General features: G+C 55.3%; 23 protein-coding genes and 1 riboswitch. Of the genes, 13 read left to right on the top strand and 10 right to left on the bottom strand.

The window, feature by feature from the left end; translation table 11 throughout:
* Window positions 1–6 precede the first annotated feature (6 nt).
* Window positions 7–1,656 (bottom strand): AMP-binding protein, encoded by a 1,650-nt coding sequence (locus OKX01_RS15845; protein ID WP_121739612.1) that lies wholly within the window; start codon window positions 1,654–1,656, stop codon window positions 7–9.
* 733 nt (window positions 1,657–2,389) lie between these two features.
* Between OKX01_RS15845 and OKX01_RS15850 the strand changes: the two genes are divergently transcribed.
* Both OKX01_RS15850 and argJ read left to right on the top strand, forming a co-directional pair.
* On the top strand, window positions 2,390–2,920 hold the full coding sequence (locus OKX01_RS15850; RefSeq protein WP_009460574.1) for a MarR family winged helix-turn-helix transcriptional regulator: 531 nt from the start codon (window positions 2,390–2,392) through the stop codon (window positions 2,918–2,920).
* Between the two features lie 93 nt (window positions 2,921–3,013).
* On the top strand, window positions 3,014–4,240 hold the full coding sequence (gene argJ, locus OKX01_RS15855; RefSeq protein ID WP_094197752.1) for a bifunctional glutamate N-acetyltransferase/amino-acid acetyltransferase ArgJ: 1,227 nt from the start codon (window positions 3,014–3,016) through the stop codon (window positions 4,238–4,240).
* Window positions 4,241–4,315: 75 nt separating this feature from the next.
* On the opposite strand, the gene OKX01_RS15860 is transcribed toward argJ, so the two are convergent.
* Both OKX01_RS15860 and OKX01_RS15865 read right to left on the bottom strand, forming a co-directional pair.
* Complete coding sequence (locus tag OKX01_RS15860) at window positions 4,316–4,477, bottom strand: DUF1328 domain-containing protein (RefSeq protein ID WP_009460570.1); 162 nt, start codon at window positions 4,475–4,477, stop codon at window positions 4,316–4,318.
* Between the two features lie 106 nt (window positions 4,478–4,583).
* Window positions 4,584–4,787 carry a CsbD family protein gene (locus OKX01_RS15865; protein WP_094197753.1) on the bottom strand — a complete coding sequence of 68 codons (204 nt, stop codon included), beginning with the start codon at window positions 4,785–4,787 and terminating at the stop codon, window positions 4,584–4,586.
* A 400-nt stretch (window positions 4,788–5,187) separates the two neighbouring features.
* On the opposite strand from OKX01_RS15865, the gene rplU reads away from it, so the two are divergent.
* From rplU to OKX01_RS15890, 5 genes are all read left to right on the top strand, one after another.
* Entirely contained in the window at window positions 5,188–5,499 is a 312-nt protein-coding gene (gene rplU / locus OKX01_RS15870; protein ID WP_003801901.1) for a 50S ribosomal protein L21, read from the top strand.
* Between the two features lie 50 nt (window positions 5,500–5,549).
* Window positions 5,550–5,810, top strand: coding sequence for a 50S ribosomal protein L27 (gene rpmA, locus OKX01_RS15875; protein WP_094197754.1), 261 nt, complete (start codon window positions 5,550–5,552; stop codon window positions 5,808–5,810).
* A gap of 286 nt (window positions 5,811–6,096) precedes the next feature.
* Window positions 6,097–7,185 carry a GTPase ObgE gene (gene obgE / locus OKX01_RS15880; RefSeq protein WP_094197755.1) on the top strand — a complete coding sequence of 363 codons (1,089 nt, stop codon included), beginning with the start codon at window positions 6,097–6,099 and terminating at the stop codon, window positions 7,183–7,185.
* Between the two features lie 133 nt (window positions 7,186–7,318).
* On the top strand, window positions 7,319–8,476 hold the full coding sequence (gene proB / locus OKX01_RS15885; RefSeq protein ID WP_094197756.1) for a glutamate 5-kinase: 1,158 nt from the start codon (window positions 7,319–7,321) through the stop codon (window positions 8,474–8,476).
* 129 nt (window positions 8,477–8,605) lie between these two features.
* On the top strand, window positions 8,606–9,859 hold the full coding sequence (locus OKX01_RS15890; RefSeq protein ID WP_094197757.1) for a D-amino acid dehydrogenase: 1,254 nt from the start codon (window positions 8,606–8,608) through the stop codon (window positions 9,857–9,859).
* Between the two features lie 71 nt (window positions 9,860–9,930).
* Here the strand turns inward: OKX01_RS15890 and OKX01_RS15895 are convergent, their stop codons facing one another.
* Window positions 9,931–10,707 carry a response regulator transcription factor gene (locus OKX01_RS15895; RefSeq protein WP_125277813.1) on the bottom strand — a complete coding sequence of 259 codons (777 nt, stop codon included), beginning with the start codon at window positions 10,705–10,707 and terminating at the stop codon, window positions 9,931–9,933.
* A 112-nt stretch (window positions 10,708–10,819) separates the two neighbouring features.
* Here OKX01_RS15895 and OKX01_RS15900 point away from each other — a divergent pair, with 112 nt between their 5' ends.
* From OKX01_RS15900 to thiC, 3 genes are all read left to right on the top strand, one after another.
* Window positions 10,820–11,194: a helix-turn-helix domain-containing protein gene (locus OKX01_RS15900; RefSeq protein ID WP_125277812.1), complete on the top strand. Its 375-nt coding sequence runs from the start codon at window positions 10,820–10,822 to the stop codon at window positions 11,192–11,194.
* A 210-nt stretch (window positions 11,195–11,404) separates the two neighbouring features.
* On the top strand, window positions 11,405–11,782 hold the full coding sequence (locus OKX01_RS15905) for a helix-turn-helix domain-containing protein (protein ID WP_094197760.1): 378 nt from the start codon (window positions 11,405–11,407) through the stop codon (window positions 11,780–11,782).
* 40 nt (window positions 11,783–11,822) lie between these two features.
* Window positions 11,823–11,917: riboswitch (TPP riboswitch) on the top strand.
* A 55-nt stretch (window positions 11,918–11,972) separates the two neighbouring features.
* The gene (thiC, locus tag OKX01_RS15910) at window positions 11,973–13,889 is read left to right on the top strand and encodes a phosphomethylpyrimidine synthase ThiC (protein WP_108728535.1); all 1,917 of its coding nucleotides are present in this window, start codon (window positions 11,973–11,975) and stop codon (window positions 13,887–13,889) included.
* A gap of 1,120 nt (window positions 13,890–15,009) precedes the next feature.
* On the opposite strand, the gene OKX01_RS15915 is transcribed toward thiC, so the two are convergent.
* The 6 genes from OKX01_RS15915 to OKX01_RS15940 form a co-directional block, all read right to left on the bottom strand.
* Window positions 15,010–15,588 carry an OmpA family protein gene (locus tag OKX01_RS15915; protein WP_264672885.1) on the bottom strand — a complete coding sequence of 193 codons (579 nt, stop codon included), beginning with the start codon at window positions 15,586–15,588 and terminating at the stop codon, window positions 15,010–15,012.
* A 266-nt stretch (window positions 15,589–15,854) separates the two neighbouring features.
* The gene (locus OKX01_RS15920) at window positions 15,855–16,844 is read right to left on the bottom strand and encodes a Bug family tripartite tricarboxylate transporter substrate binding protein (RefSeq protein ID WP_094197762.1); all 990 of its coding nucleotides are present in this window, start codon (window positions 16,842–16,844) and stop codon (window positions 15,855–15,857) included.
* A gap of 70 nt (window positions 16,845–16,914) precedes the next feature.
* Window positions 16,915–17,652 (bottom strand): amino acid ABC transporter ATP-binding protein, encoded by a 738-nt coding sequence (locus OKX01_RS15925; RefSeq protein WP_094197763.1) that lies wholly within the window; start codon window positions 17,650–17,652, stop codon window positions 16,915–16,917.
* A 59-nt stretch (window positions 17,653–17,711) separates the two neighbouring features.
* Complete coding sequence (locus OKX01_RS15930) at window positions 17,712–18,806, bottom strand: amino acid ABC transporter permease (protein WP_108728534.1); 1,095 nt, start codon at window positions 18,804–18,806, stop codon at window positions 17,712–17,714.
* Window positions 18,807–19,994, bottom strand: a complete 1,188-nt coding sequence (locus tag OKX01_RS15935) for an amino acid ABC transporter permease (protein WP_125277810.1) — start codon at window positions 19,992–19,994, stop codon at window positions 18,807–18,809.
* 98 nt (window positions 19,995–20,092) lie between these two features.
* Window positions 20,093–21,109 (bottom strand): amino acid ABC transporter substrate-binding protein, encoded by a 1,017-nt coding sequence (locus OKX01_RS15940; protein WP_094197766.1) that lies wholly within the window; start codon window positions 21,107–21,109, stop codon window positions 20,093–20,095.
* 220 nt (window positions 21,110–21,329) lie between these two features.
* Here OKX01_RS15940 and OKX01_RS15945 point away from each other — a divergent pair, with 220 nt between their 5' ends.
* The 3 genes from OKX01_RS15945 to mutY are packed head-to-tail and all read left to right on the top strand — an operon-like array spanning window position 21,330 to window position 23,997.
* On the top strand, window positions 21,330–22,001 hold the full coding sequence (locus OKX01_RS15945; RefSeq protein WP_094197767.1) for a cell division ATP-binding protein FtsE: 672 nt from the start codon (window positions 21,330–21,332) through the stop codon (window positions 21,999–22,001).
* Window positions 21,998–22,906, top strand: coding sequence for a cell division protein FtsX (locus OKX01_RS15950; RefSeq protein WP_108728532.1), 909 nt, complete (start codon window positions 21,998–22,000; stop codon window positions 22,904–22,906). Before OKX01_RS15945 ends, OKX01_RS15950 begins: the two co-directional genes overlap by 4 nt.
* On the top strand, window positions 22,906–23,997 hold the full coding sequence (gene mutY / locus OKX01_RS15955; RefSeq protein ID WP_264672058.1) for an A/G-specific adenine glycosylase: 1,092 nt from the start codon (window positions 22,906–22,908) through the stop codon (window positions 23,995–23,997). The genes OKX01_RS15950 and mutY overlap by 1 nt, the downstream gene beginning before the upstream one ends.
* The last annotated feature ends 63 nt before the right edge of the window (window positions 23,998–24,060 follow it).

The following is a 24,060-nucleotide window of genomic DNA, read 5'->3' on the forward strand; positions in this document are numbered from 1 at the left end:
GATGAGTCAGCCCTGTGCCATCTGACGCAGCACAAAGCGCTGCAGCTTGCCAGTTTCGGTACGTGGCAAAGACGCCACGAACTCGATGGCACGCGGGTATTTGTAAGGCGCGGCATTCTCCTTCACAAAATCCTGCAGCTTTTTCTTGAGCTCGTCGCTACCGGTAAAGCCGGGTTTAAGCACAATAAAAGCCTGCACAATCTGGCCCCGCTCTTCATCGGCGGCGCCCACCACGCCACACTCGGCAACAGCCTCGTGCTTGAGCAAGGTGCCTTCCACCTCTGGACCGGCAATGTTGTAGCCCGAGGAAACGATCATGTCGTCGTTACGGGCCTGGTAATACAGGTAGCCGTCCTCGTCCATCTTGAAAGTGTCGCCAGGGAAGTTCCAGCCACCCTGAACAAATTGCTTCTGGCGTTCGTCGTTCAAATACTTGCAGCCCGTTGGGCCTTTCACTGCCAAACGACCCACTGTACCAACGGGCACCGGATTCAGATCATCGTCCAAAATCATGGCGACATAACCGGGTACCACTTGGCCAATCGCACCGGCACGTACTTTTTCTGGTGGGCTGGATACATACACGTGAATCATTTCCGTGCCACCAATGCCGTCCGTCATCTCGATGCCGCTGGCCTGCTTCCAAAGCTGACGTGTAGCGTCCGGCAAGGCCTCACCTGCCGACACAGTGGCACGCAAGCTGGCCAAGGAGTACCGATCCACCAAACCGGCCATCTGACGATAGAAGGTGGGCGCAGTAAAGCTCATGGTCACCTTGAAGCGATCAATCATGCCCAGCAGATCCGAAGGCGTCAGACGCTCCAGCAATACCGTGGATGCCCCCGCACGCAACGGGAAGCACAACAAACCACCCAAGCCAAAGGTAAAGGCCAAAGGAGGGGTACCGCAAACCACATCATCAGGCGTTAACCGCAACACATGACGCGAGAAGGTATCGCACATGGCCAGTACATCGCGGTGAAAATGCATACAACCTTTAGGCTGTCCGGTCGTGCCACTGGTGAAGGCGATCAGGCAAACATCATCGGCCGCCGTATCGCAGGCTGTGAAGTCCTCGGGTTTGCCAGCCAGCAGGGCTTCCAAACCCTGAGCGCTTTCATCGTTAAAGCACAGCAGTTGCTTGAGAGCCGGCGTATAAGAGTCATGCGCGCAATCCATGCAGTGTTCCAATTCTTCACGCAGGCGCTCGTCACATAAGGCAGCATGGATTTCGGCCTTGTCCAGAATCGTCTTTAGCTCCACGGCACGCAACAAAGGCATGGTGGGAACAGTCACCAAACCGGCCTTGATGCTGGCCAACCAGCAAGCGGCCATCATGGGGTTATTGGGGCCTCGTAGTAAAACCCGGTTCCCGGGCACCAACTTCATGTCCTCAACCAGAACATGAGCGATACGGTTGGTCAGCACATCCAGCTGCTTGTAGGTCAGGCTGCGATTCTCATCGCCCTGTGCCCACTGTAAAGCCACGCGATCACCATGCCCCGCTGCTACCTGCTCACCCAACAGCGCCACGGCGCAATTGAGACGAGCGGGATAATCCACATCCGGATTTCCTTCCAGCAACATCTCTGGCCACCACTCGATGGGTGGCAGATTGTCGCGTGCAAAGGTATCAAGGTGCGCTGAACGTTCCATCCTTATCTCCTGCGTAGATTACGCCCCACTCAGGCGTAGACCCTGTGCCATCCAAGGCGCCAGCCAAATTGGCAAGGTCTATATTGTTTAGTTCTAAAGGATATTAGCAAAAAAAACGCCTCAATATCCGCAAACCCAACTACGGGTTATCCGCAGTAGCGCGTCATTACTCGTCGTTTTCAGATGGCACCCCAGACTAGCTTGAAAATCCGTAAAGCCTTGCCCGCACATCGTAAAATTTAATAAAAAATTTCAAGATATAAGAAATAAATCAATCCGTAGCCTGATAATTTTTCAATTAAGAAAAATCACCCCAAGCATTATTCCCAAAACCCAAAAAAACATCGTAAATAGCAGAAAAATGATTAAGCAAACGGACGATACAGAAGCAAATGCCTTATACTTCAACTAAATAATCACTTGCAGTCAGACAGCTTAGCGCATCGAACCAAAGTAAAAGCACGGTCTACAGCGTAATCAAAGCTACGGTTACAAAAGTAAATAGCAGACAAGAGTTTGCATTTTTTTACTCAATGCTTTGTCACCCTTGCCAGTGCTTTCTATCAAGTTGATTAATTTAAGCTTAAAAACGAATTTACTTTGATCTGTCGCAATGTCAAACTTCGAACCAGCCCCTAAGATACCTTCCAAGCTAACCCAGCTTGCTCATGGCTGCGGTCTGCGTCCTTCAAAGCTAAATATTTTGGACATGCACCATTAAGGCAAGCTATCTATGATCATGAACGATATCCCCGCTTCCGCCGTCGCCGATGCCGCTCCCGACTTGGAAAGCCGTGCCCACAGCGACGACCACTTCGACACCCGACTGTGGTTGCGCTTGATGGCTTGCACCAATCTGGTTGAGGGCGAAATTCGCAGCCGTCTGCGTACCGAACACACCACCACCCTGCCCCGTTTTGACTTGATGGCGCAATTGCAACGTCAGCCCGCCGGCATGAAAATGAGCGAGCTGTCCCGCCACCTGATGGTCACCAACGGCAATATCACCGGCATTACGGACCAGTTGGAAAAAGAAGGCCTGGTCGAGCGCATCAAGGTGCTCACCGATCGTCGCAGCTCCCTGATCCGCCTGACACCCAAGGGCAAGCGCCAGTTCAAGAAAATGGCTGCCTCCCACGAACAGTGGTTGCAGGAGATGTTTGCCAACCTGTCGGAAAAGGCACGGGTCAACCTGTTTGAAGCCCTGGGCGAACTCAAACTGATCACTCGCAACAACGTCGCCATGGCGGCTCGCGAAAGCTAACAACGCCGCGCGACCAAAGCTATGCTCAGGCGGCTCAAAGCAAGTATCATGATTGCTTTGAGCCGCCTTTAACATTGTTTTTCGGATCGCGTCATGGCCGTCAATCTGTTCATCCCCTCTGAATCTGATATTCACCCCGTTGCCGGTGTCAAAATCGGTATTGCCGAAGCCGGTATTCGCAAGGCCAACCGACGCGACCTGACCGTGTTTGAATTGGCCCCGGGCACCAGCGTGGCCGGTGTGTTCACCACCAACCGTTTCCGCGCCGCGCCGGTGCAAGTGTGCGAAGCGCACTTGGCTACTCACGATGGCATCCGCGCCCTGGTTATCAATACCGGCAATGCCAACGCCGGCACAGGTCAACTTGGCCTGGAAAAAGCCCAGCAAACGTGTACAGCAACCGCAAGCCTGCTAAACATCCTGCCCCAGCAAGTGCTGCCTTTTTCTACCGGCGTGATTCTGGAACCGCTGCCTATGGATCGCCTGTTGGGCGCTCTGCCCGCAGCGGTCAGCGATCTGTCCGACAACAACTGGTTCAATGCTGCTCACAGCATCATGACCACCGACACGCAACCCAAAATCGTGTCTCGTCAAATCCAGCTATCGGGTAAAACGGTGACCTTGACCGGTATCAGCAAAGGCGCGGGCATGATTCGCCCCAATATGGCCACCATGCTGGGTTACCTGGCTACTGACGCCGGTATCGCTCCCGAACTGCTGCGTGATATGTGCCGTCTGGCGGCGGATCGCTCCTTCAACCGCATTACGGTTGATGGCGACACCTCCACCAATGACTCTTTCATCATCATGGCAACCGGCCAAAGCGGTGTCACGGTGGAATCGATTGCAGACCCGAACTACAACACCTTGCTGGACGCCCTGGTCGACGCCTCTCGCGAACTGGCCCAGAAAATCGTGCGGGACGCTGAAGGTGCCACCAAGTTCATGACCATTCAGGTTGATGACGCCGGTTCCAGCGAAGAAGCCCTGAAAGTGGCTTACGCGATCGCCCATTCGCCGTTGGTCAAGACCGCATTCTTTGCCTCCGACCCGAACCTGGGCCGTATTCTGTGCGCCATCGGCTACGCAGGCATTAGCGATCTGGACGTCAACAAGCTGCGTCTGTGGCTGGGTGATGTGCTGGTCGCCGTGAACGGCGGTCGCAATCCGGACTACCAGGAAGAGGACGGCCAGCGCGTCATGCAGGAAGCCGAGATTCTGGTGCGTGTGTCCCTGGGTCGTGGTCAACACAGCGAAACGGTCTACACCTGCGACTTCTCGCACGAGTACGTCACCATCAACGCTGACTACCGCTCGTAATAAAAAAACCGCCTCCACCCAATGGGTGGAGACGGTTTTGCAGTTCAGACAGGCCCGCCTCTTTGCGGGCCTGTTCTATTTCTTGCCCATGCCCTTAACCAGCGAGAGCACCGCAAGAATCAAGAACACAACAAATAGTATTTTGGCAATGGACGCGGCACCAGCGGCAATACCGCCAAAGCCCAACACAGCGGCCACAATAGCAACAATAAAAAAGATGACGGCGTAGTAAAGCATACGATTCTCCTCATTATCAGTATGTACAGGACCATGGCTTTGTCTGGCGGGCCGTTTTTTTACGGCTCAAGAAACAAGCATCAGACAAAAAACTGCTCCCGCCTCACTAACGGTCATACTTGTCGTAGAAATCCTTTACTTCGCGCTCTGCCTCTTCGCGGGTACGACCATAGCGCTCTTGCACCAAACCAGCCAACTGAGTGGCATCGCCCTTGATTTTGGCCCAATCATCATCGGTGATCTCACCCCAGACGCTGCGAGCCTTACCCGCCAATTGTTTCCATTTGCCTTCGATCGTGTCCTTATTCATACGTTTCCCCTAGTCAGGTTCGAAAAATAAATGACTTACGCTTCTGTGAACGCAACACCTCTACCGTAACGGAAGGACGGCAAAACAAAGGCCACAGATTGAGGGGAAATGTAACAAGTTAGCGCTTCTGCCCTGATCGGGGGAATCTCCCGCTCTGACCTGCCTTACACAGTCTGCGTCCTTGCCCAACCCTCTACAGCCTAGGGGAGACGAAAGGATTGGATGCAAAATACTGACAGGAGAAGGCCCAAGCCATTGACAGCAAAGCCTTTTTACTCTATTATTTTTTGCTTGGCATTTTGCGTGTCAAGATTTTTTTATGTTAGATGGCATTACAGCGGGCTGTTATTTGTTATTGGCCTTTTAAGCGATGCCTGTTTGACTCTTTAAGGGATTCCCTATGTACGCGGTTATAAAAACCGGCGGTAAGCAATATCGCATTACTGCTGGCCAAAAACTCAAAATAGAACAGATACCGGCAGACATTGGGCAAGAAATTTCGCTTGACCAGGTTCTGTCCGTCGGCGAAGGTGAAGCACTGCAAATCGGTGCTCCTTTCGTTGCTGGTGCTGTGGTCAAGGCTACCGTTCTTGCGCAAGGCCGTCACGACAAAATCAAGATTTTCAAAATGCGCCGTCGCAAGCACTACCGCAAAACGCAAGGCCATCGTCAAAACTACACCGAAATCCGCATCGAAGCGATCAACGCCTAAGTTGTTGCTAAAAGCGAATTTGGTATTTTCTTCATCTAGGAGCTAAAGAAATGGCACAGAAGAAAGGCGGCGGCTCTACGCGGAACGGCCGTGACTCACAGGCCAAACGTCTGGGCGTTAAAGTCTACGGCGGTCAGGTAATTTCGGCTGGCGGCATCATTGTTCGTCAGCGCGGCACTCAGTTTCACCCCGGCGTGAACGTGGGTATTGGTAAAGACCACACCCTGTTCTCCCTGGTCGATGGCAAAGTCAAATTTTCCGTCACTGGTGCTCTGAACAAGCGTACCGTTTCGGTCGTTGCTGGCGAATAAGCCACCCGATCCAAGCGTACTCGCTGCGAAAAAGCCCTGCCGCCCTAGGCAGGGCTTTTTTTATGCATGGCCCCTGTGCCATCCTGAAAACCCGCCCACCCGGCTTAGCCAGTCTCCCTACGGCCACAGCAAGAGATTAAAAATCGGCCACTATCACGGCACATACCGGCAGCTAAGCCAATCTCCTATACACTAAGCAATTGGGGTTTTTGTTTAAAATGGTCTGCTCCCAGACCAGCAGCCCGTACGGTTCTGCGGCCCCTGGACCTATACAGCACTCATCACCATGAAATTCGTAGACGAAGCGACCATTGAAGTGGTCGCAGGCAAAGGTGGAAACGGCGCTGCCAGTTTCCGCCGAGAAAAATTTATTGAAAAAGGTGGCCCCAATGGCGGCGACGGCGGACGCGGTGGCAGCATTTATGCTCAGGCCGATCGCAACGTCAACACCTTGATCGACTACCGCTACGCCCGCCTGCACCGCGCTCGCAACGGCGAAAATGGCCGTGGCTCCGACCAGTACGGCGCGGGTGGTGAGGACATCACCCTGCGTGTGCCGGTAGGCACCATGATTTTTGACGCGGAAACCGGCGAGCAGCTGTTTGACATGAAGCGCCATGGCGAGAAAATCACCCTGGCCCAAGGCGGCGCCGGTGGTTTGGGTAACCTGCACTTCAAATCCAGTGTGAACCGAGCCCCACGTCAATTTACTTATGGCAAGGAAGGCGAGCATCGCAAGCTGCGCCTGGAACTGAAGGTACTGGCCGATGTCGGTCTGCTGGGCATGCCCAATGCCGGTAAATCCACGCTGATCACCCGCATTTCCAACGCCAAGCCTCGCATTGCGGACTATCCCTTTACCACCTTGCATCCTAACCTGGGTGTGGTGCGTTCGTCCGAAGCACACAGCTTTGTGGTTGCCGATATTCCTGGCCTGATCGAAGGTGCCTCTGAAGGTGCTGGCCTGGGCCACTTGTTTTTGCGTCACCTGACTCGCACCCGTATTTTGCTGCATCTTCTGGACGTATCCAGCCTGGATCCGGACGAGGATATTGTGGCCAAAGTAGCTGCGGAAGCCCGTGCCATTGTTGAAGAACTGCGTCTGTACAGCGAGGAGTTGTACGCCAAGCCACGCTGGCTGGTGCTGAACAAGCTGGACATGGTGTCTGATCCTGAAGACCTGAAAGCCCGCCTGCTCAAAGAGCTGAAATGGGAAGGCCCGGTATTCGGCATCTCCGCTCTAACCGGTGTGGGCACGCAAGATCTGGTGTATCAGCTGCAATCCTGGTTGGACGAAGAAAGCCGCAAAGAGCATATCGAGCAAGATATTGCCGACGGCACCCATATTTACGACGAGAGGTTTGCCCCAGACTGATCGTGCTACATAGGTCCCGGGCTTAGACTCCAGGACCGAACCCCAAAATGCCCGGAAGACGCGGTTAAACCAGCCGCCCTACTCCTGGCATTTTCTCTATTTACACGCCAAGCGATGGATTTCTGAACTCGTCATGCAGCACTCTTCTCATTCTGAATCGGCCGTTGCACAATCGCGCCGATTGGTTATTAAAGTAGGTTCGTCCCTGGTCACCAACGAGGGCAAAGGGATTGACCTGGATGCCGTAGAGCAATGGGCTACCCAGATTGCTCAACTGCATGCCCAAGGCAAGCAATTGGTGCTGGTCTCCAGCGGTGCCATTGCCGAAGGCATGGCCCGCCTGGGCTGGCCGCGTCGACCGAAGGCCATGAATGAGTTGCAGGCAGCGGCCGCCGTAGGCCAGATGGGTTTGATTCAAGCCTATGAGGTGGCTTTTGCTCGCCACGGTGTACGCACCGCCCAGATTTTGTTGACCCATGAAGACCTGGCAGACCGCCATCGCTACCTGAACGCACGCGGCACTATCAACACCTTGTTGGATCTGGGGGTGGTACCCATCGTGAACGAGAACGACACGGTGGTCACGGATGAAATCCGTGTGGGCGATAACGATACTCTGGGCGCTCTGGTCACTAATCTGATCGAAGCCGAAACACTGATTATTCTGACCGATCAAGCTGGCCTGTATAGCGCCGACCCGCGCAGCAATCCCGATGCGCAATTCATCTCGCTGGGACAAGCGGGCGATCCGACGCTGGAAGCCATGGCAGGCGGCTCGGGCAGCAATATCGGCACCGGCGGCATGATCACCAAGATTCTGGCCGCCAAGCGCGCCGCACAAAGCGGTGGCCACACCATCATTGCCTCGGGTCGGGAACAACAAGTCCTGTCGCGTCTGGCACAAGGTGAGCGCATAGGCACAGAGTTGCGTGCCACCCTGCCTGTACGTTCGGCCCGTCAACGTTGGCTGGTCGACCAACTACGTGTGCGTGGTCGCGTGTCGCTGGACGAAGGCGCAGTACGTGCCCTGGTAGACGGCCACAAGAGCCTGCTGCCCGTAGGTGTCACCCATGTCGAGGGCGAATTCGACCGTGGCGATGTCGTTGCCTGCGTGGACAAACACGGTGTGGAGTACGCCCGTGGCTTGGTCAATTACTCCTCGGACGACACCCGCCGCATCATGGGCCAGCCTAGCCACCTGATCAATGAGTTGCTGGGTAGCGAACACGATACGGAGCTGATCCACCGCAACAATATGGTGTTCCCGCGCAGTGGGCCAGATCAGGACTAAGCCTTGACCCCTGCCCTGCCCGCCTGTTGAAATAGACGGATAAAACGTATCGAATTGCGACGGTCCGTGCGAACTGTCCGCGCCTGATCGCAACACTTCCCCTTTCGGGCGATGCGCCCAAGGAACCGTATGAAGATCCTCGTGTTAGGTGCTGGCGTAGAAGGCGTAACCAGCGCTTATTATCTTGCCCGCCAAGGACACAGCGTAACGGTCATTGACCGCATGGCTGGGCCCGCTCTGGAAACCAGTTTTGCCAATGCTGGTCAACTCTCCTTTGGCTATGCCTGCCCCTGGGCCGCGCCGGGTATCCCGCGCAAGGCCATCAAATGGATGTTCGACGAGCACCCTGCCCTGACGATTCGCCCCGATGGCACGCTGACACAAATCAAATGGCTGCTGGCCATGTGGCGCAACTGCACGGCAGATCGCTACGCCACCAATAAAGAACGCATGGTGCGTCTAGCTGAATACAGTCGCCATTGCATGGCCGAGTTGCGCGCCCAGACCGATATTCAGTTCGAGCACCGCTCCCAAGGCACCTTGCAGGTTTTCCGTACGCAAAAGCAACTGGATGGCATTGCTGCCGACATCGAGGTGCTGAAAGAAGCAGGTGTCCCTTACGAGCTGCTGTCAGCGTCCGAGCTGCACACGATTGAACCGGCGCTGCGGCATGTAGAGCACAAATTGAGCGGTGGCCTGCGTTTCCCTGAAGATGAAACCGGCGACTGTCAGATGTTCACCCGCCGTCTTAGCGAATTAGCTGAGCAGGAAGGCGTGGAGTTTCGCTGGAATCAGAATATTCAGCGTATTCACAGCAATGGCACAGAGATCAGCGGCGTGCAAAGCTCCGACGGCTTGCTGACCGCCGATGCCTATGTGGTAGCCCTGGGCTCTTGGTCTACGGGTCTGATGAAAGACCTGCAAGCCATTCCGGTCTACCCATTGAAGGGCTACTCCATTACCGCCACGATTGCGGACGCCTCCCGTGCGCCCCAATCCACCCTGCTGGATGAAAGCTACAAGATCGCCCTGACACGCTTTGACAATCGTATTCGTGTGGGTGGCATGGCCGAGGTGGTGGGTTTTAACAAGCGCCTGAATCCACGCCGTGAACAGACTTTGCTGATGGTCTTGAATGACCTGTTCCCCGGCAGCTACCAAAGCGATGCGGACCTGCACTTCTGGACCGGCCTGCGTCCCAAGACACCGGACAGCACCCCGATCGTGGGCCGTAGCCGTTACTCCAACCTATTCCTGAACACCGGCCACGGCACACTGGGATGGACCTTGGCTACCGGCAGTGCGCAATTGCTGGCTGATCTGATCAGCAACAAAGAGCCTGCAATCCGTGCTGACGACTTGTCGGTGCAGCGTTACTACTAAGCCCCTGCTCTAGAGCATCAACAAAGGCTTTGCCGGGTTTAACCGGCAAAGCCTTTTTCAACTCCCCTGCCCTAATGGCGCGCCGGTTCGGCCAGCAACTGGCAATTGGCCGCAAACATATAGCCCCAGTTATGGATAGAGCGTATCGGTAAAACCGTCCCACCCTGGCTGAATTTGCGCCGCATACGGCTGACCAACACACCCAGGCGATTGATATGCAAGGCGCCAGGCGGATTGCTGATGACATCTGTTTTACTGGCAACAGCCCGCATCAGCTCGTAATGGCTAGCCCGGCGATCCTCCTCTCGCAGCAAACGGACCATAAAGGCGCGCTCCGTGCTGGTCAGACTAAATGACATGCCAACCGGTGATATCAAGGTCCAGCCTTCCTGATCCAGCACCCACTCCTGAATCAAGGAGGGTTCAGGAATAATGGGTATCTGCATCAAACGCCGTTGCAGACTCTGCAAACTGGCCGCCAGCAACTCCAAAGACGCATCCTTGGGACAAAACTGATCGCCGCCACTGTGCAAGGCTTGCAACATGGCCGAGTCCGTGGCGTCGGACTGCATCAAGATCCCGATTTGCGGACACAGCATCCGTAAGCGCACGGCTGCAGAGCAAATCTCTGCCAAAGTGCCTCCCAGCCAGGCAATACATAGTGAACCGGCATGACGCCCGCGCGTTTGAGCCAACTGCAATAAAGCCGTTACATCCGGACAAAAAATAAGACGATAACCACGTTCAGCCAGTGCCTGAATTTTTTGTTCTAGTAAATTCCGATCAGGGATAGCCGTGGCCAGGTAGAGCACAACAGGACCGCCAGCAATTTCATTTGCAACCGACATAGTTGAAACCTTAACTATAATGACATCTGATGACTATGTCGGACAGTATAAATCACGACTGTGATTTTTTATCAAAACCATCGTGCTGGCAGTTACATCAACAATCTGTTGTGTGAAACATTTCTCCGAACGCCTTCGCCATGCACGTCAATACCGCGGTCTTTCTCAGGCGGATTTGGCACGTCTATGCGGATTGACTCAAAGCGCCATCTCCAACTACGAAAACGGTACTCGTCGAGATGCCCGCGAAATACTGGAGCTGTCCAGAGCCTTGAATGTCAGCGCGGTATGGCTGCGCAAAGGTGTCGGCCAGATGGAGTTCTTGGACGACAGATATACCTTGTCCGAACCTCAGGAAGGCGCTCCGATTGTCTCCTGGCCGTTCCGTCTGTTCTCCGTCGATGAGGTGGTTGCGCTAGCCGATAGCGAACGGGATTTGCTCGATCGCACTTTGCGTCATTTGCTGGACGGCATGAAAAAGCGCTAGACACTACTCGTTTCTGCCCCCTACCTGCTGTCGCCAAGCGTCGCACTCTACTCAGTGGCTGGTTGTACACACAGCGTGATACCAGACTGCGCCCACACCTATCCTAACCTTCTCTTTGCCTAGCGAAGCAGATGGGGCCGGATCGTTTTATCACATACGGGGTTTTTCTTGAAAACCATCGTGCAGGGCGTTCCATGAACAATCTGTAGTGTGAAACACTTCTCTGATCGCCTCCGTCACGCCCGCCTGCAACGCGGCTTTTCCCAAGCCGAACTGGCCCGCCTGTGTAACCTTAGCCAAAGCGCCATCTCCAATTATGAGAGTGGCACGCGGCGTGACGCGCGCGAGATTCTGGATCTGGCCAAAGCCCTGAACATCAGCGCCCAATGGCTCAAGAACGGGCTGGGCAATATGGAGTTGAGCACAAGCCATGCGGCCACCTTGCAAGACTCCGGCGAAGGCCCGCCCATTGTGACCTGGCCCTTCAACCGCTTTTCCGTGGACGAGATTGTGGCTTTACCCCCCAAAGAACGTGACCATCTGGATCAAACCATCCGTCACCTGCTCAACGGCATGAAAAGAAAATAAGCCTTATACGTCCACAAGCAGCTCTAAAGTACCTATACTTGTCGGCACGCAGGGGTACTCGCCATTTGGCGGGTTGAGATAAACCCTCGTACCAGTACGGATAATGCCGATGCTGGGAGCGTGTGCCACAGGTGCAATGCCTGCACGGCACTTCTTCCTATATCGGCTCCACCATTTCCTTGGAGCTGCAATGACAAGCAAAACCCCTTCTTTTACGGCCACTGCGGCCAGCGTAGACCCGGCTGCGATCCAGCCCTTACCCAACTCCCGAAAGACCTATCAAACCGGCTCACGGCCTGATCTGCGTGTGCCTTTTCGGGAAATCTCTCTGGCTGATACGCCCAGCCACTTTGGCGCCGAGCCAAACCCTCCCTTAAGCGTTTATGACACCAGCGGTCCTTACACAGACCCCTCGGTACAGATCGATATTCGCAAAGGTCTGCCTGCACTGCGCCAAGCCTGGATTAGCGAGCGCAATGACACCGAGTTGATGGCAGGACTCAATAGCCAGTACGGTCAGGCCCGCCAGGCTGATCCGGAGCTGGACACCTTGCGCTTTGAACTGAAGCGTCAACCCCGGCGCAGTACTTCGGGTGCCAATGTCACGCAAATGCATTACGCACGGCGCGGCATCATCACCCCTGAAATGGAGTTTGTGGCGATTCGGGAAAATCTGCGGCGCGAGCAATACATTGAAAGTTTGCGCGCCAGTGGCCCACAAGGTGAAGAGATGGCCCGCCGCCTGACCAAGGTACACCCCGGTCAGGGCTTCGGAGCCAGCTTGCCCACCACGGTAACACCCGAGTTTGTGCGCGATGAGATTGCGCGTGGCCGAGCCATTTTGCCCGCCAATATCAACCACCCGGAAACCGAGCCCATGATTATTGGCCGCAATTTCCTGGTGAAGATCAACGCCAATATCGGTAACTCGGCCCTAGGCTCCACCATTGGCGAAGAGGTCGAGAAAATGACCTGGGCGATTCGCTGGGGTGCAGACACCATCATGGATTTGTCCACGGGCAAGAATATCCATGAGACGCGCGAATGGATTATTCGCAACTCACCCGTTCCGGTGGGCACCGTGCCTATTTACCAGGCACTGGAAAAGGTCGGCGGCATTGCCGAGGATCTGACCTGGGATATTTTCCGCGACACCCTGATTGAGCAAGCCGAGCAAGGTGTGGATTATTTCACCATTCACGCTGGTGTGCGTTTACCCTTCATTCCGATGACAGCCAGTCGCATGACAGGCATTGTGTCGCGTGGTGGTTCCATCATGGCGAAGTGGTGTCTGGCGCATCACCGCGAAAGCTTCCTGTACGAGCATTTCGAGGACATCTGCGAGATCATGAAGCAGTACGACGTGGCTTTCTCACTGGGTGACGGCTTGCGCCCCGGTTCGGGCTATGACGCCAATGATCAGGCGCAATTCGCGGAACTGCGTACCTTGGGCGAGTTGACTCAGGTTGCGTGGAAGCACGATGTTCAGGTCATGATTGAAGGCCCAGGTCATGTGCCTTTGCATCTGATTCCAGAGAACATGCAGTTGCAGCTGGAGCACTGTCATGAGGCCCCCTTCTATACCTTGGGGCCTTTGGCAACCGACATTGCACCGGGCTACGATCACATCACTTCCGGTTTGGGCGCGGCGATGATTGCCTGGCAAGGCACGGCGATGTTGTGCTATGTGACGCCCAAGGAGCATCTGGGCTTGCCGAACAAGAAAGACGTGAAGGACGGCATCATCACGTACAAGATCGCGGCACATGCCGCGGACTTGGCCAAGGGGCATCCTTCGGCGGCATTCCGGGACAATGCCTTGTCCAAGGCGCGCTTTGAATTCCGTTGGGATGATCAGTTCAATCTGGGGCTGGACCCGGATACCGCGCGTGAGTTCCACGACGAGACTTTGCCTAAAGACTCGATGAAAGTGGCGCACTTTTGCTCCATGTGTGGGCCCAAGTTCTGCAGCATGAAGATCTCGCAGGATGTACGTGACTATGCCAAGGCTAACGGCCTAGATGAGCAGTCCGCTGTGGATCAGGGGATGAAGGAGATGTCAGTACAGTTCGTTCAGCAGGGCAGCAAGCTGTATCAGGAGGCTTGAAGCTTTATTGAAGACGAGCCTGGTGTGAACATGATCGTTGTTTGATCAGGCCTTGATGGGTTAAAGCCCTGGGTGGATTTTTTCTGCCTGGGGCTTTTTTTGCGGGGTTCGTTGCTTCATTTGTTGCTTCATTTGTAGGAACGCGAAGCTTGTCAGGCAAAAGAGATCGTTGCAGAAGACGCCAATTGAGCCTAGCTTCAGGGTGTCCGGCCTGAGAGTTTGCCGGTGCTGCGCACCGGTGCCCTTGTCGGAAGATAGCTACGGGCGCATCCTGAACTCACCGGGTACTTGGTCCCCCGGACCAAGTACAAGCGTCCGGCTCAAACAGCAGGATGCTTGCACCCCTACGCTATCTCCCGCCTGCGGCAAACCCTCTAAACCGACCGGACACCCTGAAGCTAGGCTCAACTGGCTCACAATCGTTTTTTTCTGGACAGTTCAAACCGCATGCTTGGATGGCGTATGACACTTTCCTGGCCTGCGTCGAATCTATGACCTCCCACCTCAGGCCTCTCACCTGAGACCTTTAACCTCCGACCTCTCACCTCAGTCCTTTCACCTCCGACGTCAAACGTCAAACCTCAAGCCTCAAACTTCAGATCCGAGATCCCAAATCTCAGACCCTTAATACATGATTGCTTGAATAGCCACGGTATAAGCCCTTGGGGGCGGTGGGGACCCGGAGGGGCGATTCAGAGTACTTGCCGCAGGCGGGGGCATCATCCGGGATGCAAGCACTCTGCTGTTTGAGCGGGACGCTTGTGGTTCGTCCGGGGGACGAACCACCCCGCGAGTTCAGAGTGCGCCCGGATGAGAACCTCGACAAGGGGACCGGTGCGCAGCACCGGCAAGTGCTCAAGCCCCTCCGGGTCCCCACCGCCCCCAAGGGCGTGCTCATTACTGGGTTCTACTCAATAATCAGCCTTACCCCCAAAGCAACGGTGACGCCATCAGCGACAACAGATAAGCGCCAATTGGCAGCTCACAGCTAACAACAAGCAACAAGCAACAAGCAGAGGACCCTGCCCTCAAACTCCATTACTCCCCGATCGAGCACAAAAAAAGCCCGGTTAAAAAACCGGGCCTTTTGTCAGCACGCCTTAAGGCGGCAAGCAGAGACTTACTTCTGCGGAGCGTACAAATACAACTCCACACGGCGGTTCATGGCGCGGCCTTCAGCCGTGGCATTATCGCCAATAGGAGCATTCGGACCACGGCCTTCCACCATCAGACGACCTTGCCCCACACCTTGCTGTGTCAGGTAGTTGGTTACCGCACTGGCACGGTTGACCGACAAAGCCTGGTTGGTTTGCGCCGAACCGGTGCTATCGGTATGACCAACAGCCTTAGCACGCAACTCGGGATGCTGATTCATCGCACGAGCAACACTGTCGAGCACAGGCAGCAAAGCGGGTTTCAACTGATAGCGACCCGTATCAAAAGACACACTGCTAGGAATATTGACCCGCAAGCTGCCATCAGCCATTTCGGTCACATCCACACCCAGCCCAGTTGCCCCAGACTGCTGAACATCCTTTTTGATGCCAGACCAGTTATACGCAGCAATACCACCAGCCAGGGCGCCGATACCTGCACCGATCATGGCTGCCTTGCTGCTATCTCCGATCAAGGCCCCAATACCCGCCCCCACAGCAGCACCGCCGCCGGCACCCATTGCGGTACGACCGCCTGTGCTCATATTGTCCATAGTGCCGCAAGCGGCCAAAAGGGAAAGAGCACCCGCACATGCTGCTAATTTTGCAGAACGAATGGAAATTGTCATTATTGGCTCCGTAATCTTAAGTTAAGTACCAAGACCGCTTGAATGCCTCTAATACTAGCAAGAGGCACACCAAGCAGGTACTTCAAAACAGACTTCACTGCCTTGTTTAACAATTCTTGATCTTGCCAGCGACCATGCCAACTTCAGTCACCCATTGCCTTGGGGGCTACGCCCTTGAATACTTAAAACAACTCTGCACCCGAGTCAGCAACGACTTCTTTGTACTTCTTAAGATCATTGCTGACAAGCTCGCTGAACTCGGCCATGGTGCCAGGCTCAACATCCGAGCCCATGGTAGCCAGGGCTTCACGTACAGCGGGATCCATCAAAGCCTTGGCGTAAGCGGCATGCAACTTGTCCAGAACGGGCTGAGGTGTACCGCCGGTGGCGAACACACCGAACCAAGTGCCCAGGTCGAATGGTTTCACGCCAGCCTGTTCCATAGTGGGAACCTCAGGCAAGAAAGTGGAACGATCCAGAGTCGTCACAGCCAAGGCTTTTACGGTATCGGCCTTGATCAACGGCGCGGCCGAAGCCAGGTTGTCAAACATGAAATGCACTTGGCCAGCCAGCAATGCTGTCTTGGCAGGATTGGCACCCGCGTAAGGGACGTGCACGGAATTGATCTGGGCACGGGTATTCAGAACCTCACCGGCCAGATGGCCTGCACTGCCATTACCGCCCGAGGCAAAGTTCATTTGACCAGGATGCTCTTTAGCGTAGTTGATCAGGTCCTGCACCGAAGCAATCTTGTTTTGCTCGGCAAACTCTTTGTTTACGATCAAGATGTTAGGCACCGAGGCAACCAGCGCGATGGGCGCAAAGCTTTCGACTGGGTCAAACGGTATCGCCTTGTACAACCAGGGGTTGATGGCGTTGATCGCCACCGCACCCATCATCAAGGTGTAGCCGTCTGGCGCAGCCTTGGCCACGATGCTGGCACCGATATTGCCACCTGCTCCTGATTTGTTCTCCACCACGACCGTACCCAGATCGTCTTTGACACGTTCAGCCAGCAAGCGCGCCATGCTATCCAAGGGGCCACCCGGCGGGTACGGCACCACGAACTGGATCGGTTTGGAAGGATAGGAATCCTCTGCCATGACAGCCGGGGCAGCCATGACAGCCGCAACACCAGAGACCGCCAGCAGCCACTTACAGACACGAAACATCACTTTTTTCCTTGAAATAAAAATGCATATGGGCTGCGTAAAGCAGCCCGTACAGAGCAACCACTGACCCTTAATGGATGATCTGGCTTAAGAACTCGCGTGTTCTTTCACTGCGTGGCGAGTCAAAGAACTCATCAGGCGTATTTTGCTCGATGATTTCGCCCTGATCCATAAAAATGACCCGATCTGCCACTTTACGTGCAAAACCCATCTCGTGGGTCACACACAGCATCGTCATACCGGTATGCGCCAGCTCGACCATTACCTCCAACACTTCCTTGACCATTTCCGGGTCCAGCGCCGAGGTCGGCTCGTCAAACAGCATGATCTTTGGCTCCATGCACAAGGAACGGGCAATCGCCACGCGCTGTTGCTGCCCACCGGAAAGCTGTCCAGGATACTTGTTGGCCTGCTCTGGAATACGCACACGCTCAAGGTATTGCATGGCCAGTTCCTGAGCCTGGGCCTTGGTCTTGCGACGTACCCACATCGGCCCCAAAGTCAGATTTTCCATCACAGTCAGGTGAGGAAACAGGTTGAAGTGCTGAAACACCATGCCCACATCACGCCGAATGGCCTCAACCTGACGCACATCGTTGGTGAGTTCCTCACCGGCCACAATAATCTGCCCTTGCTGATGCTCCTCCAAGCGGTTGATACACCGAATAAGGGTGGATTTTCCCGAGCCAGAGGGTCCACAAATAACGATGCGCTCGCCTGGGGCCACATCCAAGGTAATGTCGCGCAGCACATGAAACTGCCCATACCATTTATTGACGTTCTTTAGCTGAATAATGGCGTCTGCCATGCAAAACTCCTTGTCTGGCCAGCAAAGCCCCGGTGCTACCCAAGGCTTTGCCACCTGTGTCAGCGTTCATAACCCGTTTGCAAACGTCGCTCCAGCGAACGACTGTAGCGAGAGATGGAGTAGCAGAACACAAAATAAATCAGTGCGATGAACAGATAGGCTTCCCGGCTAAAGCCGCGCCAGGCCGCATCGGCCAGAGCGACTTTGGCGGCCTGGGTCAAATCGAAGATACCGATAATCACGACCAGGGAGGTGTCCTTGAACAAGGAAATAAAGATACCTACCAATGGCGGAATCACGATCTTGAGAGCCTGCGGCAAAATGATCTGGCGCATGGTGCGCCAGTAGCTCAAACCCAGCGAGGCGGCCCCTTCATACTGTCCTTTGGGAATAGCCTGCAAACCACCCCGCACAGTTTCCGCAATGTAGGCCGCCGCAAACAAAATAATCGCGATCTGGGCACGCAGCAGTTTGTCGATGTTAAAGCCCTCGGGCATGAACAACGGCAGCATCACCGAGGACATGAACAGCAAACTGATCAGTGGTACGCCACGAATCAGTTCGATGTAGACCACGCACACCGCCTTGACGGCCGGCAAGCGCGAGGTACGCCCCAGGGCCAGCAGCAAGCCCAAAGGAAAGGCGAAAGCGATGCCGAAGGTAGCCAGAATCAAGGTCAGCGGCAAGCCGCCCCACAGGCTGTTTTCTACATAGCTCAAACCCAGCACGCCGCCCCACATCAAAATACCCACGACGATCAGGCCGACCAGCCATAGCAAAGGCAGCCACGGTTTCCAAAACCAGCGCACGCAACTGCACACAATCAGCAGGGTCAGCAAGATAGAGGCCAGCAAGGGCCGCCATTGCTCGTCATAGGGATAGATGCCAAACAGGATCAGGCGGTGCTTTTCACGAATGAAAGCCCAGCACGCCCCGGCACTGGCCCGACAGTCCTGTGCGGTTTGTGCATCGAAATTGGCCTTGATGAACAACCAATCGATCATCGCTGGTACGGTCATCAACAACAACCAGGCCGACAGCGCCGTCAAAATGGCGTTCAAGGGGGAAGAAAACAGGTTCTGGCGCAGCCAACCCAATGTGCCCCGCTGCAGCGGCGGTGGCCCGCTTACGGTGGATGTAGGCGTATGGCTCATTTATCGCTCCACCAAAGCAATGCGGTTGTTGTACCAGTTCATGAAAACCGAAATCGACAGGCTGACCGTCAGGTAGGCCGCCATGATGATCAAAATGCCTTCAATCGCTTGCCCTGTCTGGTTCAAGGTGGTGTTCACCACAGACACAATATCGGGATAGCCAATGGCCACGGCCAAAGAGCTGTTTTTAGTCAGGTTCAGGTATTGGCTGGTCATGGGCGGCACAATCACACGCAATGCCTGAGGCAGAACCACCAGACGCATCATGCGGCCACGAGACAGACCCAGCGCCTGCGCCGCCTCCCACTGTCCTTTACCCACTGCCTGAATACCGGAGCGCACCACTTCGGCAACAAAGGCCGAAGTATAGGTGACCAAACCGGCCAGCAAGGCGGCAAATTCAGGCGATAAGGTCGCGCCCCCGACAAAGTTGAAACCTTGTAGGCGGGGCATATCCAACGCCAAGGGCTCGGGACTGAGCAATAAGGCCAGAACCGGCAGCACAACAAGCAGCAAAATGCCAAAACGGAGGGTGGGAAAAGGACGGCCCGTATTTTCCAGACGACGACGCGCCCAATGCGCCATCAGAACCCACAACACCACGGCCAGACCCAGACCCATGAAGATCCAGTCCATGCCATCGCCCTGCAAGGTCGGCAGCTTCAAACCGCGATTCGATAGAAATACGCCACTGATCGGGTTCAAAGCCTGCCGGGGTCCGGGCAAGGTCTCGGTAATCAGGGCGTACCAGAAGAACAGTTGCAGCAGTAGTGGCACGTTACGCATCACTTCCACGTACAAGCCCGCCAAACGGGAAACCAGCCAGTTCTTGGACAGGCGTGCAATGCCCAGCAAGGTGCCAAACACGGTGGCGGCAATAATGCCGATCACCGCCACTTTCAGCGTATTGACCAGGCCGACCAGAATGGCCCGCCCATACGTGTCCGAGGGCGTATACGCCAGAGCCGACTCGCCAATGGCAAAGCCTGCCTCTCGGTCCAGGAAATCAAAGCCTGTAGAAATATTGCGGACAGCCAAGTTGTGCAAGGTATTGGAAACCAGATACCACACACAAAAACCGAGCACACCCAAAATCAGCACCTGGTAGATAATGCCGCGTGTGAACGGATCATTCCAGGACAGGCGCCGTTTAGGGGGCGCTGGCACGGCAGGTGTATTTTGTGCCATAGCGTAAAACCCATGGATGCAGCACTACGCGTAGCCCTGCGAGGTGGCGCACGTCTGGCCGAAGCCAGACGCAAAAACAAACAGCGAAGACCGAAATCTTACCGCACTGGCCAGCCGTACATCACCCCACCGTCACGCCATTGTGCGTTCAAACCGCGATCGAGCTTCAGTGCTGTCGATTTACCCAGATTACGCTCGAAGCTTTCTCCGTAATTGCCAACCTGTTTGATGATGTTGTAGGCCCACTTGTTATCCAACTTCAGACCTTTACCCAGCTCTCCGGACACGCCCAGAATGCGCTGAATATTGGGGTTATTGCTCTTGGTCATTTCATCCACGTTAGCGCTGGTAATGCCATATTCCTCCGCTTCCAGCATGGCATTCAGAGTCCATCGCACCAGCGTGAACCAGTCATCGTCACCCTGACGCACGAACGGGCCCAACGGCTCTTTGGAGAAGTCCTCAGGCAGGATATCGAACTCGTCCGGTGTCGTCTGGGCAGCACGCATGGCAGCCAGTTGGGATTTATCGCTGGTAAAGCCGTCGCAACGACCGGAGGTAAAGGAGCGCATCGCCTCTTCAGGATTGTTGATCACCACAGGGTTGAATTTGATACCCTGGCCCCGGAACCAGTCCGCCAGATTCAACTCGGTTGTCGTGCCAGGCTGTACACACACAGCAGCTCCATCCAGCTCTTTGGCACTTTTGACACCCAGGGATTTTTTCACCATCACGCCTTGGCTGTCATAGTAGTTGATGCCAGCGCTGACCAAGCCCAAGGTCGTGTCGCGCGAGATCGTCGCAGTGGTGTTGCGGGTTAGCACATCCACTTCCCCCGATTGCAGGGCGGTAAAGCGCTGCTGGGTGGTCAAGGGCGTCACCTTGTATTTTTTGGCATCCCCAAAAACAGCAGCGGCGATCGCACTGCACATGTCCACATCAATACCAGACCAGGCTCCCTTACTATCGGCCAGCGAGAATCCTGCAATACCTGTTGAGACACCACACTGGACAAAGCCCTTTTTCTTGACCGAGTCCAGGGTTTCACCTGCTTGTGCATTAGCGGCCAGGGCCATCAACGCAACACTACATGCAATGGTTTTCACTAAGGTCATGGAATATCACCTCCTGTTTACTTTTGGTAAATGGATGCAGATTACAATTGCAGCTAAGCTGTGGTGTCCAATCGTAGAGCCAGACTGTGCAAACACGCATCGGGGGTTTCCCTCTAACAATCTGACGAATACTTTTACCTACGTCGACACTTTCAGGCAGGCCCCCATAGCCATTCCCTAGGGGCTTTTCAAGCAGACTCCTCTTTAATTGTGCGTCGCGATGATCGAGTTCCAACACGTTTTTAAATCGTATGGCCGCAGTAAAAATATTCTAGCCGACATTAATTTTCGCATTGATGACGGCGAATTCATTTTTGTGTCCGGCCCATCGGGAGCAGGTAAATCCACTTTATTGCGTCTGATCGGGGGGCTGGAGCTGCCTAGCCGTGGCTCGGTCCAGGTCAACGGGCACAGGCTGGACAAGCTGCCCGCCCGCGCGCGCCCCTATCTGCGACGCGCTGTGGGCGTGGTTTTACAAGATACACACTTGCTGCAAGACCGCAGCGCCCTGGCCAATGTGCTCCTGCCTCTGGCAGTCGTAGGCCTGGAGCCCGGCACAGCCCAGGCACGTGCCCGCGCCGCCATGGAAAAAGTGGGGCTACGCGGCAAAGAAGATTTAAAGCCGGTGGAAATGTCCGGTGGTGAGCAGCAACGGCTGGCCATTGCCCGTGCGATTGTCAATCGTCCGGCTATTTTGATTGCGGACGAGCCTACCGCCAATCTGGACGCCGATAACGCCAAGCGCATCATGGATGTTTTGATGGACTTTAACCGGGTGGGTGTCACCACCCTGATTGCCTCGCACGATCTGAATTTGATGGCACGCTATGCGCGTCGCACCCTGCTGATTCAGGACGGCCGCTTTTCCGATCATCCAGGAGTGCTGGCATGAGAACCTGGCTGCGTCATCACCAATATGCTTTCCTGGTGGCTTTGCGCCGTCTGAAAGTGCAACCCTTCTCCTCCCTGTCCAATCTGCTGGTCATTGCCCTGACTCTGGCAGTACCTGTGCTGGGAGCCAGTATCTTGCTGGCCGCCCAGCCTGTCGTGCGCGAAATCCCTACCTCGCCCGAAATGACCGTGTTCATGAAACAGAACAGCACGCTGGAGCAAGCCCAGGCCTTCAGCCAGGCCGTGGGCAAAGAGTTTCAAACTGAACTGGCCAATATCAGGCTGGTCAGCAAGGAGCAGGCGCTCAAGCAATTGCAGAGCAACCCCAGTTGGACAGAGGCTTTGGGCGCCTTGCCCAGCAACCCCTTGCCCCACGCCATTGTGCTGACCCTGCATGAAACACCAGATCTGGTCACGCGGGCCGATACCTTAGCCAAAACCCTGCAAGGTCGCCAAGACGTGGATAGCGTGCTGCTCGATAGCGAATGGGTGCAGCGTCTGGCCGCGATCCTGAGCTTTATCCGCATTGGCTTATGGATATTGATGGCAGGTGTGGGCGTGGTGGTGATTGCCACCGTGTTCAATACCGTGCGCCTGCAAGCCCTGAACCAGCGTGAAGAAATTGCCGTGGCCCGTTTGGTCGGCGCGACCGAAGCCTTTGTACGCCGCCCTTTTCTGTACATGGGTGCGCTAACCGGCCTGCTTGCCAGCGCGCTGGCATGTGGCCTGGCTCTCTTGGCCCTGACTCCGCTGAACAAGGCCCTATCCAGTCTGGCCCAAAGCTACGGCGTCCAGCTAGCGCTCAAGCTGCCGGAATTTTCTCTTTTGCTGACAGCTGCTATATTGGTCGCCATTTTGGGCGCACTGGCGGCTCGCTGGTCTGTTACCCGTAGTACCCAATATTGATGTCGCTTCCTGAACCCTGTCCCCAAAATCTGGCCGAAAAAGTGGTGGCCTGGCAAAGAACCTCCGGCCGCCACCACCTCCCCTGGCAGAACACGCAAGACCCTTACCGCGTCTGGCTTTCCGAAATCATGTTGCAGCAAACCCAGGTCGCCACTGTCCTGGGTTATTACGAGCGCTTTCTGGAACGCTTTCCTACCGTCAAGGATCTGGCCGCTGCCGAGCAAGACGAGGTCATGCCCTACTGGGCCGGTTTGGGCTATTACGCTCGCGCCCGTAACCTGCATCGCTGTGCCCAAGAGGTCATGGAAAAATGGGGCGGCCGTTTCCCAGGCAATGCCACGGATCTGGCGACCTTGCCCGGCATAGGTCGCTCCACCGCCTGTGCCATCGCCGCCTTCTGTTTTGGCGAACGCAGCCCCATCATGGACGGCAACGTAAAACGTGTGTTTACGCGCTATTTCGGAATTTATGGGCCCACGCAGAAAAAGGCCGTGGAAAACACCTTGTGGGCCAAGGCGGATGAAGTCGTCGAGCTTGCTCCGGCAAGCCTGGATATGGCGGCCTACACCCAAGGGCTAATGGACCTGGGCTCGCAATGCTGTACGCGCAGCAAGCCCACCTGTAGCCTATGCCCGCTGCAAAGCAACTGCTATGCCCATACCCATCAGGCCCAGTCCGAACTACCCAGCCCCAAAGAGCGTATCCGCCAGGATGAGCGCTATGCGCATGTGCTGATTCTGGAGCTGAACGGTCAGGTCTTGCTGGAGCAACGGCCTGACAAAGGTATTTGGGGTGGCCTGCTCACTCTGCCCCAGTTTGACGATGCCGTCAGCCTGCAAACGGCGGCACTGCACTGGTCTCATGAAGAAGCGATTGCGCTGGCCTCTTTCCAGCACGTGTTCTCACACTTCAAGCTACACATCACACCGTGGCTGCTGCAAGTGGACGAATCTACCCTGGCCGAGCCAATGGCAGGCCAGCAATGGCAGGATCATGAAGCTCTGGAGCAAACCGCTTTACCTGCACCTATACGCAAGCTACTGCTGGGTTTGTATCAAAACCAAGATAGTGAACAACTGCTTCTACCTTGATGCCAAGACCCCCGGTATCATCCGGGGTAAGCGAGACAGCCCCTGGCTACGCGCAGCACCAAG

Origin of the sequence: Alcaligenes sp. SMD-FA, from assembly GCF_025960365.1 — a bacterium.
GTDB classification, from domain to species: Bacteria; Pseudomonadota; Gammaproteobacteria; order Burkholderiales; family Burkholderiaceae_B; genus Alcaligenes; species Alcaligenes aquatilis.